Annotated in this window: 15 protein-coding genes and 1 tRNA gene; 5 read left to right on the top strand and 11 right to left on the bottom strand. The window is 37.6% G+C overall.

All coding sequences use genetic code 11. From position 1 onward, the window contains the following. Positions 1-26: 26 nt before the first annotated feature. From lysA to argH, 3 genes are read right to left on the bottom strand one after another with little or no spacing between them, the layout of a single operon-like run. Complete coding sequence (lysA, locus tag PU02_RS01920) at positions 27-1,298, bottom strand: diaminopimelate decarboxylase (RefSeq protein ID WP_053943840.1); 1,272 nt, start codon at positions 1,296-1,298, stop codon at positions 27-29. A gap of 10 nt (positions 1,299-1,308) precedes the next feature. Beyond that, positions 1,309-1,488: a hypothetical protein gene (locus tag PU02_RS01925; protein ID WP_053943841.1), complete on the bottom strand. Its 180-nt coding sequence runs from the start codon at positions 1,486-1,488 to the stop codon at positions 1,309-1,311. 56 nt (positions 1,489-1,544) lie between these two features. Next, positions 1,545-2,945, bottom strand: coding sequence for an argininosuccinate lyase (gene argH, locus PU02_RS01930; RefSeq protein WP_053943842.1), 1,401 nt, complete (start codon positions 2,943-2,945; stop codon positions 1,545-1,547). A gap of 31 nt (positions 2,946-2,976) precedes the next feature. On the opposite strand from argH, the gene PU02_RS01935 reads away from it, so the two are divergent. Continuing rightward, a complete protein-coding gene (locus tag PU02_RS01935; protein ID WP_053943843.1) occupies positions 2,977-3,669 on the top strand; it encodes a TlpA disulfide reductase family protein in 693 nt (230 codons plus the stop codon). 2 nt (positions 3,670-3,671) lie between these two features. Here PU02_RS01935 and PU02_RS01940 read toward each other — a convergent pair whose 3' ends face one another. The 5 genes from PU02_RS01940 to PU02_RS01960 form a co-directional block, all read right to left on the bottom strand. After that, positions 3,672-4,142 (bottom strand): YaiI/YqxD family protein, encoded by a 471-nt coding sequence (locus PU02_RS01940; protein WP_053944622.1) that lies wholly within the window; start codon positions 4,140-4,142, stop codon positions 3,672-3,674. A 373-nt stretch (positions 4,143-4,515) separates the two neighbouring features. After that, positions 4,516-5,556 (bottom strand): DNA polymerase III subunit delta, encoded by a 1,041-nt coding sequence (gene holA, locus PU02_RS01945; RefSeq protein WP_236824020.1) that lies wholly within the window; start codon positions 5,554-5,556, stop codon positions 4,516-4,518. Positions 5,557-5,560: 4 nt separating this feature from the next. Continuing rightward, complete coding sequence (locus PU02_RS01950) at positions 5,561-6,355, bottom strand: ABC transporter ATP-binding protein (RefSeq protein WP_053943844.1); 795 nt, start codon at positions 6,353-6,355, stop codon at positions 5,561-5,563. Continuing rightward, a complete protein-coding gene (locus PU02_RS01955; protein ID WP_053943845.1) occupies positions 6,352-7,245 on the bottom strand; it encodes an ABC transporter permease in 894 nt (297 codons plus the stop codon). The genes PU02_RS01950 and PU02_RS01955 overlap by 4 nt, the downstream gene beginning before the upstream one ends. 44 nt (positions 7,246-7,289) lie before the next feature. Beyond that, entirely contained in the window at positions 7,290-8,252 is a 963-nt protein-coding gene (locus tag PU02_RS01960; RefSeq protein WP_053943846.1) for an ABC transporter substrate-binding protein, read from the bottom strand. A gap of 175 nt (positions 8,253-8,427) precedes the next feature. On the opposite strand from PU02_RS01960, the gene PU02_RS01965 reads away from it, so the two are divergent. The 3 genes from PU02_RS01965 (at position 8,428) to PU02_RS01975 (ending at position 11,040) form a co-directional block, all read left to right on the top strand. Next, a tRNA-Gly gene (locus tag PU02_RS01965) sits at positions 8,428-8,502 on the top strand. Positions 8,503-9,070: 568 nt separating this feature from the next. Continuing rightward, entirely contained in the window at positions 9,071-9,874 is an 804-nt protein-coding gene (locus PU02_RS01970) for a lysophospholipid acyltransferase family protein (RefSeq protein WP_053943847.1), read from the top strand. Between the two features lie 92 nt (positions 9,875-9,966). Continuing rightward, positions 9,967-11,040 (top strand): D-alanyl-D-alanine carboxypeptidase family protein, encoded by a 1,074-nt coding sequence (locus PU02_RS01975; RefSeq protein WP_053944623.1) that lies wholly within the window; start codon positions 9,967-9,969, stop codon positions 11,038-11,040. Positions 11,041-11,599: 559 nt separating this feature from the next. On the opposite strand, the gene PU02_RS01980 is transcribed toward PU02_RS01975, so the two are convergent. From PU02_RS01980 to PU02_RS01990, 3 genes are all read right to left on the bottom strand, one after another. Next, positions 11,600-12,313 carry a L,D-transpeptidase family protein gene (locus tag PU02_RS01980; RefSeq protein ID WP_053943848.1) on the bottom strand — a complete coding sequence of 238 codons (714 nt, stop codon included), beginning with the start codon at positions 12,311-12,313 and terminating at the stop codon, positions 11,600-11,602. A 28-nt stretch (positions 12,314-12,341) separates the two neighbouring features. Next, positions 12,342-13,298: an acetyl-CoA carboxylase carboxyltransferase subunit alpha gene (locus PU02_RS01985; RefSeq protein WP_053944624.1), complete on the bottom strand. Its 957-nt coding sequence runs from the start codon at positions 13,296-13,298 to the stop codon at positions 12,342-12,344. Between the two features lie 85 nt (positions 13,299-13,383). Beyond that, positions 13,384-14,322 carry a site-specific tyrosine recombinase XerD gene (locus PU02_RS01990; protein WP_053943849.1) on the bottom strand — a complete coding sequence of 313 codons (939 nt, stop codon included), beginning with the start codon at positions 14,320-14,322 and terminating at the stop codon, positions 13,384-13,386. 1,077 nt (positions 14,323-15,399) lie between these two features. On the opposite strand from PU02_RS01990, the gene PU02_RS01995 reads away from it, so the two are divergent. Continuing rightward, positions 15,400-15,786 carry an MliC family protein gene (locus tag PU02_RS01995; protein ID WP_053943850.1) on the top strand — a complete coding sequence of 129 codons (387 nt, stop codon included), beginning with the start codon at positions 15,400-15,402 and terminating at the stop codon, positions 15,784-15,786. Positions 15,787-15,820: the final 34 nt, after the last annotated feature.

Below are 15,820 nucleotides of genomic sequence, written 5' to 3' on the forward strand. Positions count from 1 at the left end.
TTTGATAAAAATTAAGTGCAAGCACTTTAAGCACTTCTAACCCAATCTGGAACATGGTCTAGCCCTATTAATTGCGCATAATCGAGGCGCGGTCGAACAACAGCGTAGCGCGCATTTTGTACTAAAACCTCTGGGATCAAAAGTCGGCTATTATAAGTGCTGGCCATGACCGCACCATAAGCCCCTGCTCCTGTAATTGCTAAAAGGTCGCCTACTGCAAACTCTGGTAAAGAACGATTCAACCCTAAATAATCACCAGTTTCACAAACAGGACCAACAATATCTGCAACAATCCGTGATATATCCTCTGACGCTTGTTTTACAGGAACAACAGTTTGCCAAGCGTCATAAAGTGTTGGCCGAATAAAATCATTCATTGCAGCGTCAACAATGATAAAATTCCGTCCTTCCCCCTTCTTTACATATATAACGGATGTCACCAATATACCGGCCCCACCAACAATACTGCGTCCAGGCTCTAAAATAATATTAATCCCCAAAGGAGCAATATATTTTTTAACAAGTGCTGCATATTCAAAAGGAGATGGAATCTTTTTTTCTTCATTATGATAAGAAATACCAAGCCCACCACCAACATCTATATGGGTTATTGCATAACCTTCATTCCATAAATGACGAACAAAATCAGCAGCAATTAGAAATGCATCCTGGAACGGTTTTAAGTCACAAATTTGACTCCCGATATGCATATCCACCCCACATACTTGTAAACCAGGCAATTGCACCGCTTTTCTGTACGTATCATCTGCTAACGATAGTGGGATACCAAATTTATTTTCAGATAAACCTGTTGTAATTTTTCTATGGGTCTTAGCATCCACATCTGGATTGATACGCAAAGAAACCCGCGCCGTTTTTGACAAGGCAATAGCACGCGCTGATAACTGCTCAAGCTCTGGCTCAGATTCGACGTTAAAACAAAAAATGTCATGTGCAAGAGCAAAATCGATTTCCCTAACTGTTTTACCAATACCTGCATAAACAATGCGTTGAGGTGAAATACCGGCAGCAAGTGCACGCCGTAATTCGCCTTCCGATACAACATCAGCTCCTGCTCCATTTGCTGCTAAAATCTTTAAAACAGCTTGATTAGAATTCGCTTTAACAGCATAGGCAATTAAACTGGGTATATCCTGGAAAGCATCTTGATAATTTTTCAAATGAGCAACAAGTGCACTTGCTGAGTAACAATAAAAAGGTGTCTTTACATCCTTTGCAAGTACAGAAAGTGAAACAGCTTCAGCATGAAGCTCACCTTTATGATAAGAAAAAAACACATAAGACTTCCTATTGAATCAACCCATCGAGAATAAAGGGCTTATCTTCCTTATCTTTAGATATCAATGTCCCTTGTGAAGATTTAGCAGTATCTAGAGAAAATTCTTCCATAGTTCCTTTACGCCCACATCCAATAAGAATAACAGATCCCAAAAGTGAAATTACCAGAACTTTTGCAATTATTTTCATGCACCCTTTTCTTTCATTTCAATATCTTGCCCCACATTAATTTTGCATAAAACTATTTAAACAGTCGTCAAATAGTTTTTCCAATACGCAACTTGGCGTAGGACTTCCAAGGGAGCAGTTCCGCCAAAACTATTGCGACTTTCAACAGACTTTTCAACTGTCAAAACATCAAAAATAGCTGCATTTATATCTGGACATAAAGTTTGAAGTTCAACCAATGATAAATCATGGAGGCTGCATTGCTTTTGCTCTGCTAAAGCTACAGCTTTCCCTGTGATATGGTGTGCTTCACGAAAGGCAAGCCCCAATTCACGCACAAGCCAATCAGCTAAATCAGTAGCTATAGCATAGCCAGAATCTGCAGCTTTCTTCATCGCGTCTTGATTCACCTCAAGATCACCAATGATCCCTGTCATTGCAGCTAATGATAATTCTAAATTCGCAATTCCATCAAACACATACTCTTTGTCTTCCTGCATATCCTTTGAGTAAGCAAGAGGTAAACCCTTCATCACAGTCAAAAGCCCAATTAATGCGGCATTTAACCGCCCAGCCTTAGCGCGTATAAGCTCAGCCGCATCAGGATTTCTTTTTTGTGGCATAATAGAAGAACCTGTTGAAAAGGAATCTGATAAACGAATAAAGTGAAATTGCACACTTGACCAAAGAACAATTTCCTCTGCTAAGCGTGAAAGATGCATAGCGCAAATAGCTCCCGCACTTAAAACTTCCAAAGCAAAATCACGATCTGAAACACTATCTATTGAATTACGCATAGGTTCTCGAAAACCCAGAGTTTCTGCTGTCATAAAACGATCAATTGGAAAGCTTGTTCCTGCTAAAGCAGCAGCCCCGAGAGGTGATTCATTCATTCGTTCAAGCGCATCACGCATACGTGATAAATCCCGACCGAACATTTCAACATAAGCCATCATGTGATGGCCAAATGTAACTGGTTGCGCTGTTTGTAAGTGTGTAAAGCCTGGCATCAATGTATCGGCATGTTGTTCAGCACGAATAAGAAATTGGTCTATCAATCCTTTCAAAGCTTGCATTATTCTCTGTGTTGCTTCGCGCGCCCATAAACGAAAATCAACAGCAACCTGATCATTACGTGAACGTGCAGTGTGTAAACGCCCTGCTGCAGGGCCAATTAACTCACCAAGCCGCGCCTCAATATTCATATGAATATCTTCAAGTCTTCTTGAAAAAGCAAACGTGCCATCTTCTATTTCTTGACGAATAATTTGCAAGCCATGAACTATTTTTTCATAATCAGATTGCAAAATTATTCCCGTTTGCGCTAACATCGCCGCGTGTGATAGTGAGCCATCAATGTCTTGACTGTAAAGTTTTTTGTCAAAATCAATCGAAGCATTAATTTCTTCCATAATTTCAGCAGGCCCTGTAACAAAACGACCACCCCACATTTTATTGTTTAATTTGCTATCCGACATATCTCAACAAACCCCATTCAAAGGATAAATTATGATTCTTAAATTTTTTACTGATTACAAAAATAAAAAAATACGGCTTTTCATTGCTACCCTTATCATTGCTCCAGCTTTATATGCAATAATAAACAACGATAGCAAAAAAAGTACCTCTTTGCCCAATTTTATTTCAGAAGAAAAAGCACAAAAACCAAATCCTAATAAAATAAAAATAGATGAAATAACCGCAGCAAAAAAAGCAGCCAAAGGCTTTTTCAGTAACCTTAGATTCGCTGATAATTTTTATGATGCAACCCAACTCTCATTCAAAGATAGTCAAGAAAAGGACCACACACTTTCTGAATTTACTGGAAAACCAATGCTTGTCAATATATGGGCTATTTGGTGTATGCCATGCCGAGCGGAAATGCCAGAATTAGCGCAATTACAACGAGAAATGGGTGGAGATAATTTTGATGTTATAGCAATTAATATCGATCACTCAGCTCCTTTTGAGAAAATTCAAAATTTCTTACGTGACGTCAACGCAGATAATTTAATTTATTACCGTGATAAAACAACAAACATTTTAAAAATCCTTCGTAAACAAGGGCTTGCTTTTGGACTACCCGTTACCTTATTGCTAAATAAGGATGGTCATCTCATTGCCTCCTTCAATGGTGCGGCCCCATGGGCTAATGATGACGCCAAAGCACTAATAAGAGCTGTCATTGAAAAAACGCTATAACTTTAATAGCCACATCTTTTCAAACGCTGTATCGTAACATCCAATGCCGACAAAAAAGCAGAACGATCCTTGCTACAAAAGGGCCGTGGCCCTCCCATCATACTACCCTGTTCCCGTAAATCCTCCATTAAATTGCGTATCGCTAAAGCATGGCCAATTGAGTGAACATCAAAAATACGCCCTGCAGGAGAAAGGCATTTTCCTCCTGCTTGTACAGCTCGCGCGGCTAGCGGAATATCACTTGTAACAACAACACTAGCTTCATGAACATGATCAACAATCCAATCATCCGCACAATTAGGATCCTTAGAAACAACCACTCTTTCAAGAAGTGGATCATCTGGAAGAAATAAAAAACAATTCGACACCATAAATGTTTTGAGTTGATAACGATTCATAACACGATAAATTTCGGATTTTACAGGGCAAGAATCCGCATCTATTAACATAATAATTTCAGGTTTCTTCGACATCTCTATTGCTTCATTTTCGACTGACACAAAAACTCTTCCATTAACCAAAAGGATGCAAAAAATTTTAATACAACACGATAGAAGTGCTCATTTCATCTCTAAAAATAAAAGTTGCACCCAACATATAAAGAAAAATAACAACAACTAATTCTAAACAGATTAAAACATGATTAGACAACATCAGGTATGTGTGTAAATACATTAGCACGACACACAGAATAAACATTATTATTGCATCTTGTCCTGTGGCGAAATGCAAACTGGACCTTTTCTGATAACCATTTTTACCAAAAAAGATCTTTTCTCAAATAAAATCACTTACAGAAGCCTCATGTGAAGGTTAAAAAACCCTACACATGAACAAAAATAATATTCAAGATGGTAACCTATGCTGTACCATAGCAGTCAACTCTAATAAAATTTGACCAACAATTGCTTCACCTAAAAGTGAATTTTGACGACTCTCTAAAATAGCATCTTGAATTTTTACCATAGCATGGGAAATCTGCTCAAGTTCCCAATATTTTAAGGCTTTTTTCGATCGTTTTTTTGCGCTGAAAAAATATTGGTGGTCGTGCTTGAGAAATAACTTCAGAAATTGTTTTTTTTCAATTTCTACTTGATAACGCAAAAGTTGCAATTGCTGAAAATGCCTTTGTGCGGCAGTCAAAACAAAAAAAACTGCATCCTGCATAGCAGCACGCCGAAAATGAGCATCAAAACCAACTACATCACCCAGTAAAATAGCATCAATCACTTCATCGTAAGAAAAAGCGCTGACATTACTCACCACCTTTTTGACATCCTCGAGAACAATATGCCCTTTCTCCGAAGCATAAAGGCACAATTTTTCCAATTCACTCCGTGAAACAAGACGATCTCCTCCTAAATTTTCACGTAACATTTTGCGTGCTTCCAAAGAAAGAGTCATCTTAAAATCATCTAAAACATCATCAATAAGAGCATCTAAAGAACGAATATCATCGGAATAACAGGGCAAAGCCATTGCAACTGGTGCTGTTTCAATAATATTGCGCAGTCCCGTTCCCTTTTTTAAATCACCTGCTTCAATTAAAATAAAACTTCTTTCTGGTATATCCGTCATTAAAGACTTCAGCTCTGCAATGAGAGTCTTTTGATTAGCGGCATTTGAAATCCATACCAAACGATCATTACCAAAAAGTGATAATGTACGTACCTCATTGCTTAATCGCGCAGGATCTTTTTCAATCTCAGAAGCATCAAGACGAACCGTTGAGAAAGGATCATCCACAGCTATTTGCGTGAGCTTGATGAAACACTGCACGCGCTCGCATACAAGACCACGATCAGGACCGTAAACTAAAACAACCGGAAAGGAACGCGAAAAATGCGTTAGAAAACACTCAACTTCATGTGCCTTTTTCTGAGCCAAATAATTAATCCATTAAAAGTCTATCATCATCGAGGACGACCTCGCGAGCTTTTTGAAACATATTCATCACATCACTCATCTTCAAATCTTTTCGCTCCTCCTTACAAAGATCTAAGACAACTTCTCCTCCATGCAACATCAACATACGATCCCCATAATCAAGAGCTTGACGAATAGAATGTGTCACCATAATCGTAGTTAATTGTTTTTCTTCAACAACCTTTTTTGTTAAATTCATGACAAAATCGGCCATTCCTGGATCTAGCGCTGAAGTGTGCTCATCAAGCAATAAGATATCTGCACGTGCTAAAGTGGCCATGATAAGACATACTGCCTGGCGCTGCCCCCCAGATAAACTATCCATACGATTGTGTAAATGCTCTTCAAGATTAAGTCCCAACTGAGCAATTTTGTCACGGAAAAATTGCTTTTTTTCACGTCTCAAAGCTGAACGGAAACGACGACGGCTTCCCCGAAGAGCTGCAAGAGCCAGATTTTCTTTAATTGTTAATGCACCACAACTTCCCACTAGAGAATCTTGAAAAACGCAGGCAACTTTTCCAGCTCGCTCACGAATTGGTTGATGAGCAATGTTATGTCCATTAATAATTATTTGCCCCTCTGTAGGAAGAATTTCTCCTGATAACACACCCAGAAAAGTTGATTTACCGGCTCCATTTGAGCCGATAATTGTAACAAAACTGCCCTGATCAATTTTGAGATTAATATTGGTTAGGGCACGTCTTTCTTGAGATGTTTTGGGCTTGAATACAACCCCTATACGAGATAATTCAATCATATTGAGGTCCTTCTCAAATAACGTGGCAAAATAAGAGCAGACATAACTAAAAGCGCTGTAATGAGCTGAAGGTCTGTGGATGTATCAATCCCTATACCACTTGCCTCAAAAGCAAATTGCACCACAATACGGTAAAAAACAGATCCCGCAATGCAACTGAAAAGGATCCAAAAAATGCTACGCGTACGAAATAGAGTTTCACCGATAATAACCGCTGCCAAACCAAACACAATTGTACCGGCTCCTCCCGTAATATCCGTAGCAATTGCAGTTTGAATATAAAGAGCTCCCCCAAGTGCAACACATGCATTCGCAAGCCCCATACCAAAACAAATCAATACTGCAGCGTGAATTCCTTGTGCCCTTGCCATCCTTGGATTGCTCCCCGTTGCTCGCATGGCAAGACCTATTTCACTAACTAAAAATCGCCAAATTAAAAATGCTACAATCAGCAAAAAAAGTCCTACAAAAAGAGGGCGTATCAAAAAGTCAGGCAAACCAAATAAACCGTAAAAAGGAGTTAAGGCCGTATCAGAAAGCGCCAAATTAATGTTGGCTCCTCCCATGATCCCCATAATACGAAGATTAACGGTATAAAGTGCAGACATTGTTAAAATTGAAGCTAAAAGATTTAAAATGCCAAATCCTACATTTAACGAAGCAGTTAATAATCCAGCTATCATTCCTGCACAAAAAGCACATAACATAGCAATCCAAGCATTAGCGCCCAAAAGAATCAAAACACCGCAAATACATGAGCCAAGGAGAAAAGAACCATCAACTGTCAAATCAGGAAAATCTAAAATACGAAAAGATAGATAAACCCCAACAGCAACAAAAGCATAAATCAAACCTAATTCTACAGCCCCCCAAAAAGCAAACATACTCATTTAAACATCACCCCTACGATTTTCTGTTTTGTATGATTAATACTTTATTGAATGACCTTCGTTGCATTCTCAAGAATTTCACGTGGCACAATAATATCTAGTTTTTTAGCAATTTTCATATCAACTTGAATATTGTGATTACGAGCCTGCACAACGTCAATATCACCTGGATTTTCTCCCTTTAAAATACGCAAAACTAACTCGCCAGTGTCAACTCCAACATCATAATAATCAACCCCTTGCGTCATAAAAGCTCCACGTCCAATAGTATTACCATCCAAAACAAACAAAGCTGTTTTAGTTTCAAGTGCAATTTTTGCAGCTCCCTCTAAAACAGCAATAACTGTATTGTCAGTAGGAACAAAAATAACATCTACCTTACCTACCAAGGTCCGTACCGCAGCTTGAACGTCAGAAGATTTGGATGCAGATGAAGGAATAACTTCAATTCCCATTTTACTTGCTAAATTGGTCAATATTTTTAACGTTGAAAGAGAATTGGCTTCAGCCGCGTTATACAGGTAGCCTAATTTTTTTAAATTAGGTTTTATTTTTCGTAGCAATTCCAGATTCTCTGCAATATTTGCACTATCAGAAACCCCCGTAATATTGCCACCGGGCTGTATAAGTGAAGATACTAACTTTGCCTCAACGGGATCGGAAATTGCAGAAAAAACGATTGGTATTTCTTTTGTCGCAGCTAGCACCGTTTGTGCTGAAGGCGTACTGATTGCAACGATAACATCCGGTTTATCGCCAACAAATTTACGAGCAATTTGTGTTGCCGTAGAGAGATTTCCCTGTGCTGATAGAAATGTCAATTTTAAATTATCACCATTTTTATAACCATTTTCCGCTAATACATCCTCTATTCCCTCACGAACTTTATCTAAAGCAGGATGAGAAACTATCTGTGTAATAGCAACATTAACCTGATCAGCTGCTCTGGCAAACTGATTTATTGAAAAAACTGATATAGCAACGCATAGGCCTATTGCTCTTAACATTATGTAATCTCCCCAATGTAGTAATTATCAGGCAGTACTTTAATTGGATAATTTCTTTGAATGCAAGATTTATTTACAAATAAATCATTCTAAAATTTTATTTTTTTGTTGCAATTAAGATAAGTCTAAGCCATACAAGACCCAATTTGATGCGAAGCATGTTTCAAATTTGTGAGCGGGTGTAGCTCAGGGGTAGAGCACAACCTTGCCAAGGTTGGGGTCGTGGGTTCGAATCCCATCGCCCGCTCCATATGCTAGTGTTATTCCTGTTTATTACTTAAGTTTCTGAAGTTATAATCTTTTTTTTGTTTAAAAGCTTCGTCTATTATTTCAAGTATATATGGCAAATATTTCCCGTAGTGATATTTTTACAGGCATGCAGATCTCAGAACTCTTTCAAAAAAGCCTATACTTAAATTAGCTATAAAAATGCCCTGGTCTGCAATAGACATCTGAGCAGAATTAAAATGCCTATAACCGCAGCCCATCTGAGATGGACACAAATATCTTATTTGAAAAATAAGAATTTTTTTCTTCATAAAAAGAAGCAGATAAATCGGAGTTCTTCTCTTTTTGAAGGAAAGATTTAAAAACCATCATTGCAGAAAATTTTCAGGTTTAATCTACCAGATTTTATAAATGATAACCCAAGATCAGTTTTAATAACATTCATGATTTATATTTATCTTCGTTCGCTTGTAATTTCATAAATTCCTTTCTTTACATTTTAAAATATTTTAAAATGATAGAGAGGTCTTTATCATGAAAATTATCTCCCGATATGAAGTTTTTTTGCAGATATAAAATGGAAAAATGCAGTGCTTATTCTTCGTTCTCTTTTCTTTACATTTGCTTTTTACATAACAACTCTCGCGCAGATGTTTTTATATGCCCCTTTTTACTTTTTAATGCCACGTAAAAAGGCATGGATCATTCCAAAAACATGGGCGCGCATTACATTATTTCTACAAAAATATATCGTCGGTACAAACTACGAAATTGAAGGTATAGAAAACCTCCCAGACGGGGCTTATATTATTGCTCCTAAACATCAATCTTCGTGGGAAACCTTTGGTCTTGTTCCCTATTTAGATGACCCCGCTTTTATTATGAAGCGCGAGCTTATGTGGCTTCCTTTTTTTGGCTGGTATATGGCAAAAATACAAATCATTCCAATCAATCGTACCACACCTATCAAAGCTCTTAAAATGATCATCAATAGTGCAAAACAACAAATAAAGAAGGGACGCCAAATTCTTATTTTTCCAGAAGGGACACGCCGACAACCTGGTCAAGAACCAGTCTATAAATCAGGTATTCTTGCTCTTTACAATGAACTAAAACTTCCTGTTGTTCCCATTGCACACAATGCTGGATTATATTGGCCACACAATAATTTTCGCCGTTATCCAGGAACCATTCGTGTCCGCATCCTTCCCCCCATTAAAACGGGTCTAAATAAGCATGATTTTTTAAAAAAGCTCATCCAAACAACGGAAAATGCTTGCGATGAGTTGCTTATACAAGCAACAAAAGATCCAATATCTCCTCCTATGCCTCCTTCTGCTATTAAAAGGCTTAAAGCACTTGGATATAACTGGGAAGGTCCTGTACGTAGCTGAGCTGTGTCTTTTTTCTTTTATAGATGAAATTTTAGTACATTATGTCTTATAACGGGCGTTTGTTGCTTAGTCAAAAGATGAAAGTCTCTTTAATGCGTCAGCTCTTTTACAAATTCCCTTTGATTTATATTTTGAGTATGGCAAATACTCTAGCCTTGAGTCATCCTTTTATTTCTGTTGATGTTGCAACTGGACGCATATTAGAACATAACCAAGCCTTCGAACGTTTGCACCCTGCCTCTCTAACACAATTGATGACTGTTTATATCGCTTTTCGTGCTATGAGTATGGGAAAAATTTCACCAGAAAAATTTATTCTCATAAGCAAAAATGCGAAAAAATCCCCTTCCAACAATTCAGACTACAAAGCTGGTTCTACTTTAACTCTCGACGCAGCTTTAAGTATTACTTTGGTGAAATCCGCCAATGATTTAGCAATTGCCATCGGCGAAGCAATTTCTGGATCACAAGAAGCCTTTGTAAAACAAATGAATGCTGAAGCTCAACGTTTAGGCATGTTTGGGACTCACTTTGTTAATGCAAGCGGAATGCTGGATCCTGAAAATTATTCAACTGCACGTGATCTTGCTCTTTTAGCTGTTCAAATTCGTCGAGAATTTCCCCAATACGCTCATTATTTTTCTACCCCAGCAATTGATTTTGGAGCCAATCAAAAAATTCAATATAACTCAAATAATCTCATTGGTCGTTTTGACGGAATAGATGGTATGGCTGCAAGTTTTATTTGCTCATCTGGATTTAGCCTTGCTGCTTCCGCAACTCGTAATGGTCGTACAATTATCGCTATTATCTTAGGAGCAAAAAACATTAATGAAAGAGAGGAAAAAGCTGCACAATTACTTAACAAAGGCTTCTCATACAAAGGATCATTACAATCGACCTTAGCAACATTGGAGCCTTATGGTATAAAAATTAAGCAAATAACAGATATGGAACGACAAATGTGCTCCCATGAAACCGCCAAAAAACAATTAGACTCCAATGACGATGATCATAACATCGCTTTCACTTCACCTTTAATTGCTACCGCACCATCTTCTATTATTCCATTACTAATATACTCTACAACTGCGCCAAAAACACATAAAGTTACAGCTAAAATACTAAGAAACATTCCCGTTCCTCGTAAACGGCCTGGTACATAACCATAAAACTGTTCACGCTTTTCACTATATGCAGTATTTCAATAAATTGGATGTACAATTATAGGAACTTTGACAGAATTTTTGTTATTTTTCATGTGTTCTTAATAATTCATACCAAAATCGTTCACTGTATTGCACAGTGATCCGTTGCTGTCTTTTTATATGAACAAAATTGCCAGATTTTTCCCTTGCTTTAATAAAAACTCTAAAATCATCTAATTTTCGACATCTACCCTTTATCAACCAACAACACATACTTACATTGCGTGATAAGTACATTGATTTCAAAATATTACAAAAATAAAGGAAAAACGCTTTTAAACTCAAACTCGCTTACTTGAAAAATACTGCTTGGATATCTTTTAATTATTTAAGAGGTAGATTTTCTTCTCTTGAATTTTACCAACGTCATTAACAAATATGCTTACTCTCTAACATGATATACTCCCTCTAATTACAACGATTAGGTTTCTAGAAAATCCTAAAATCAATGAATGCGCCCGTTATACCGTAAATTTACGTTTTTTGCATGATAGAAATCAGGATATTACTGATAACACTAACTAAAAACGTAACGTTTTTCCCGTACGTCAACTTCTGGAGGTATATGATGCTTTTCAAAAAAATCATATCCCTCCTTCAACATCATCCAAAATGGATAATGCGGATAAGTGCGATAACGATCCATATTGGCATCAGTCATACGAAAGGGGAAGGAATGTACATAAAATTCCTTCTGTCCACCTCTTAAAGCATCTCGTGCAAAAGCATAGATCTGTGCCATATTTTTGTCACTCATCGCATAACATCCCACAGAAGAACATCCACCATGAACCATGATATAACTTCCTGTACGATTATGAGCCCTGTCATATGAATTGGGGAAACCAATATTAAAGGAAAGGTAATATTGTGAACGAGGATTCATTTGATTTGCACGAACCGTATAAAATCCTTCCGGTGTTTGATAATCACCCTCTTTGTACTTTGGTCCAAGTCCACCCGACCATTTACAGATACCGTAATATGCAACAAGTACAAAGCGCCCTTTACGATTTTGTTTCCAAATTTCGGCAATACTTTCTTCTTTAAAAAATCGCATCATAATTGGTGCATATTGATCAATACCATTTACAGCCATTTTCCATCGAATTCTCGTAGGCAGCGGCCGTTCGCTCTTGGTTGTAAAAAACGCAAAAGCTTCCCTCTGATAGGCACTGAATATTCCAATTATACAAAAAATAGGTATTAAGAATAATTTCCTAAACATCATATGACATCACCCCCCTATTACGAAAAAATCATCCTAATGAGCGACCAATTTGGAGATATTTTTGTCGACGTTCTTGTTTAATCGTTTCACCACTCTTTCCCATCATAGATTTCAGAGCTGTTGCAATAACATTACCTGTTGCTTCAACAGCCATTTCTTTTTGCCGATGCGCACCCCCCAAAGGCTCTGTAATGATACCATCAATAATTTTTAATTTATAAAGATCTTGAGCTGTAATATGCATATTAGTCGCTGCATCTTTTGCACGAGTTGAATCACGCCATAAAATCGAGGCAGCTCCCTCTGGAGAAATGACAGAATAAATAGAATGCTCCAGCATATAAACTTTATTTGCAGCGGCAATTGCTATCGCCCCTCCAGATCCACCTTCTCCGATGATAACCGAAACAACAGGAACCTTCAGACGCAAAGTAGCAGCTGTTGACTGAGCAATTGCTTCAGCCTGACCACGCTCCTCAGCACTCACACCAGGGTAAGCTCCTGCTGTATCAACAAACGTAAGAAGTGGCAGCCCAAAGCGATCAGCCATCTCCATAATCCGCACAGCCTTACGATATCCTTCAGGACGTGCAGAACCAAAATTATAACGCAACCTAGTCTGTGTATCATAGCCCTTTTCTTGACCAATATACGCAATTGCTTCACCCCTAAATCTTGCAAAACCAGCTTGGATAGCCTCATCTTCTGCAAATTTACGATCCCCTGCCAAAGGTGTCACATCACTTAATAATTGTGCTGAATAATCCATAAAATGGGGGCGATCAGGATGGCGAGCAACTTGTGTCTTTTGCCATGGTGATAATTTTTTATACAAATCCCGCAAAGCCGTTTGAGAGCGCATCTCAAGATGCGTAATCTCATCACTCATATCAAGAGCACCCTTTTCCTGAACAATTTTCTTTAGCTCAAGAATTTGTACATCGAGATCCGCAACTGGTTTTTCAAAATCAAGATAATTATACATTTGCATCCAACTTATTTTGCGTAATTTTCGCGCAACTCTACATTCGTTAATTTATTTTATACAATTCTATTTACAAACTTTTTTATTAACCACTCTTCTGCTGATCAACAAGGGGATGATGCTCATTTACTAAACGATAAAGGCCTGTTTCTAACACATGTGTGTAAATTTGAGTGGTTGAAATATCACTGTGGCCTAATAAATGTTGCACTACACGTAAATCAGCACCATTTTGCAAAAGATGGCTTGCAAAAGCATGGCGCAAAACATGAGGAGAAAAATCTTCACCATTTATTCCTGCTCTTTTAGCGAGATCTTTCAGTCCTCTAGCAATAAATTGGCGAGCAATATATCCTGTTGATGAACGTGCAGGAAAAAGATATGGACTTCCAGCATCTTGCCCCTTGTCACGCACAAGAAGCCACTGAGAAAGAGTTTGGCACGCCTTCGCAGAGAGGAGAACCATCCTTTCTTTTTTACCCTTACCACACACTAAAATAAACTGCTCCTCTCCTCGTACTGCTTGCACAGGAAGACTCACCAACTCACTAATACGAAGACCTGTAGCATAAAGCATTTCAGCTAAAACTTGAAGACGTAACGTGCGAAGATAATTCTTAGATCCATGATCTGCTTGATCAACTTCTAACTGTGCATGGTCGAGTAATTTCATAACCACATCCTCACTTACAATCTTGGGCAAAGAACGCCCTTGACGAGGTGTATCAATATCACTAGAGGGATTATCTTTCCTCAATCCTTCGGCATAAAGAAATTGGTAAAATTGACGCAAAGTTGATAAACGGCGTGCTTGTGAAGTTGCTGCAAAACCAGACATATGCATAAATGACAAAAGGCTAATTAAATCTTTCCTTTGTGCTGAAAAAAGAGAAACTTCGCGTGAAGACAATTCATCTTGTGCCCATTGTAAATCGCGATGATAAGCTGCGAGCGTGTGAACAGAAATCCCTCGCTCAGCACTCATCATTTCAAGAAATTGATCAACAATAACATTGTTTTCCATGAAATAATCCTCAACCACATACCTAATGAATTTACAACCATACATCTAAAAGAGACCAACAGGCGAACCCATCGCTTACTATTTTATTTGTTCAATATAAATCACCATCATACCGATGAAGAATAATCGTAATAAGAGAAATCACTAACCTAACCCTATATAAAACGTGGAATAACTGATTATCTCTTCTATTATATATTAATATTATACCTCGTAAAAATTAACAGGAACTGACTTTAGAAAAAATAAATACAACACCAAAATCATCAATAATGATACTGTAACCCAATTTTCATTGCTTATAATATGGTAAATTACACTACAATTTAATCAATAACCACTTGTATTTATTGACTTTATTAGACAATAATCAACAGTTAATCGAGATATTGCAGCCATTATCTGTTAACTATCCCACAATTAGTCGGCCAAGTGACTAAAAAATATACATGAGAATTTCTAAGTTTTTCAAAATTGGTATTGTGCTTTATCGCACTCCTTCAAAGAGAAAATTACACTCCTAATGTCCTCTAAAGAGATATCTCTACTCTTACAGTGAATAGAAACATGAAATTTTCCTCATGCAAAAAATAACAGCTGATAATTCATTGTCAAAACATCTCATATTCAATCTTTCTACAATAAAAATTCGTGGAAAATCATTTAATCACACTTACTGAATTGATTATAACTTACCTTTTCGCTAGATTAAGAAAAAAGTCGCTGTGTCTGCGTAGCTCAGTAGGATAGAGCACAGGATTCCTAAGAAATTGGGCGCTTTGAAAAGAAATTTTCATTGTGGATCTGCTCAAATTCGGGGAACGCTTCATGGGGAACCATATGCCAATCCCGAGCCAAGCCTGCTTTATAAAGAGTAGGAAGGTGTAGAGACTGAACGGGTAGTACCTAAAGAGCATCAGCTTTAAGGTAAAGAGACAGTCCAGACCACGAACAGCCTATTACTTATAGGTTGGCGGCGAAAGTCGAAGTGGTATGAATCCTGGGGTCGTAGGTTCAAATCCTACCGTAGACACCATTGTATCAATAAGATCTATTTTGAATAATGAAGGAAATATAATGAAAAAGATAACCTTGTTTATTTTAGGAACTTTACCTCTTGGAGGTATTTTACTTTTTAAACAATTCAACCCTTTTAGCGATTCTTTGACCATTGAAATACCGAAAGATTCAAAATTAACCAAAGAAACAGTCAAATATCTATGTGACACCGGAGTAGATAAAGAAAAAGTCGACGTAACTTATTTCAATGCTAGAAATATCTCCCTAGCTGACTTTACTTGGAAGGGCGACCGCGTTGTTGGTGCAAATGTTATTTCTGCATCTGGGGTTAAATTTATGGGAGGCCAGTATATTTGGTGGACAAGAAAAAATGAAGCTGTGCTCTACGACCTTATAAACGATCCAGCACAGGAAAATCCTACTCACTGTGAAGAAGAAAAATAGTAGAAGGTAAGATTCTACCGATAAAAAGAGCTCT

The organism is Bartonella ancashensis (assembly GCF_001281405.1).
GTDB classification, from domain to species: domain Bacteria; phylum Pseudomonadota; class Alphaproteobacteria; order Rhizobiales; family Rhizobiaceae; genus Bartonella; species Bartonella ancashensis.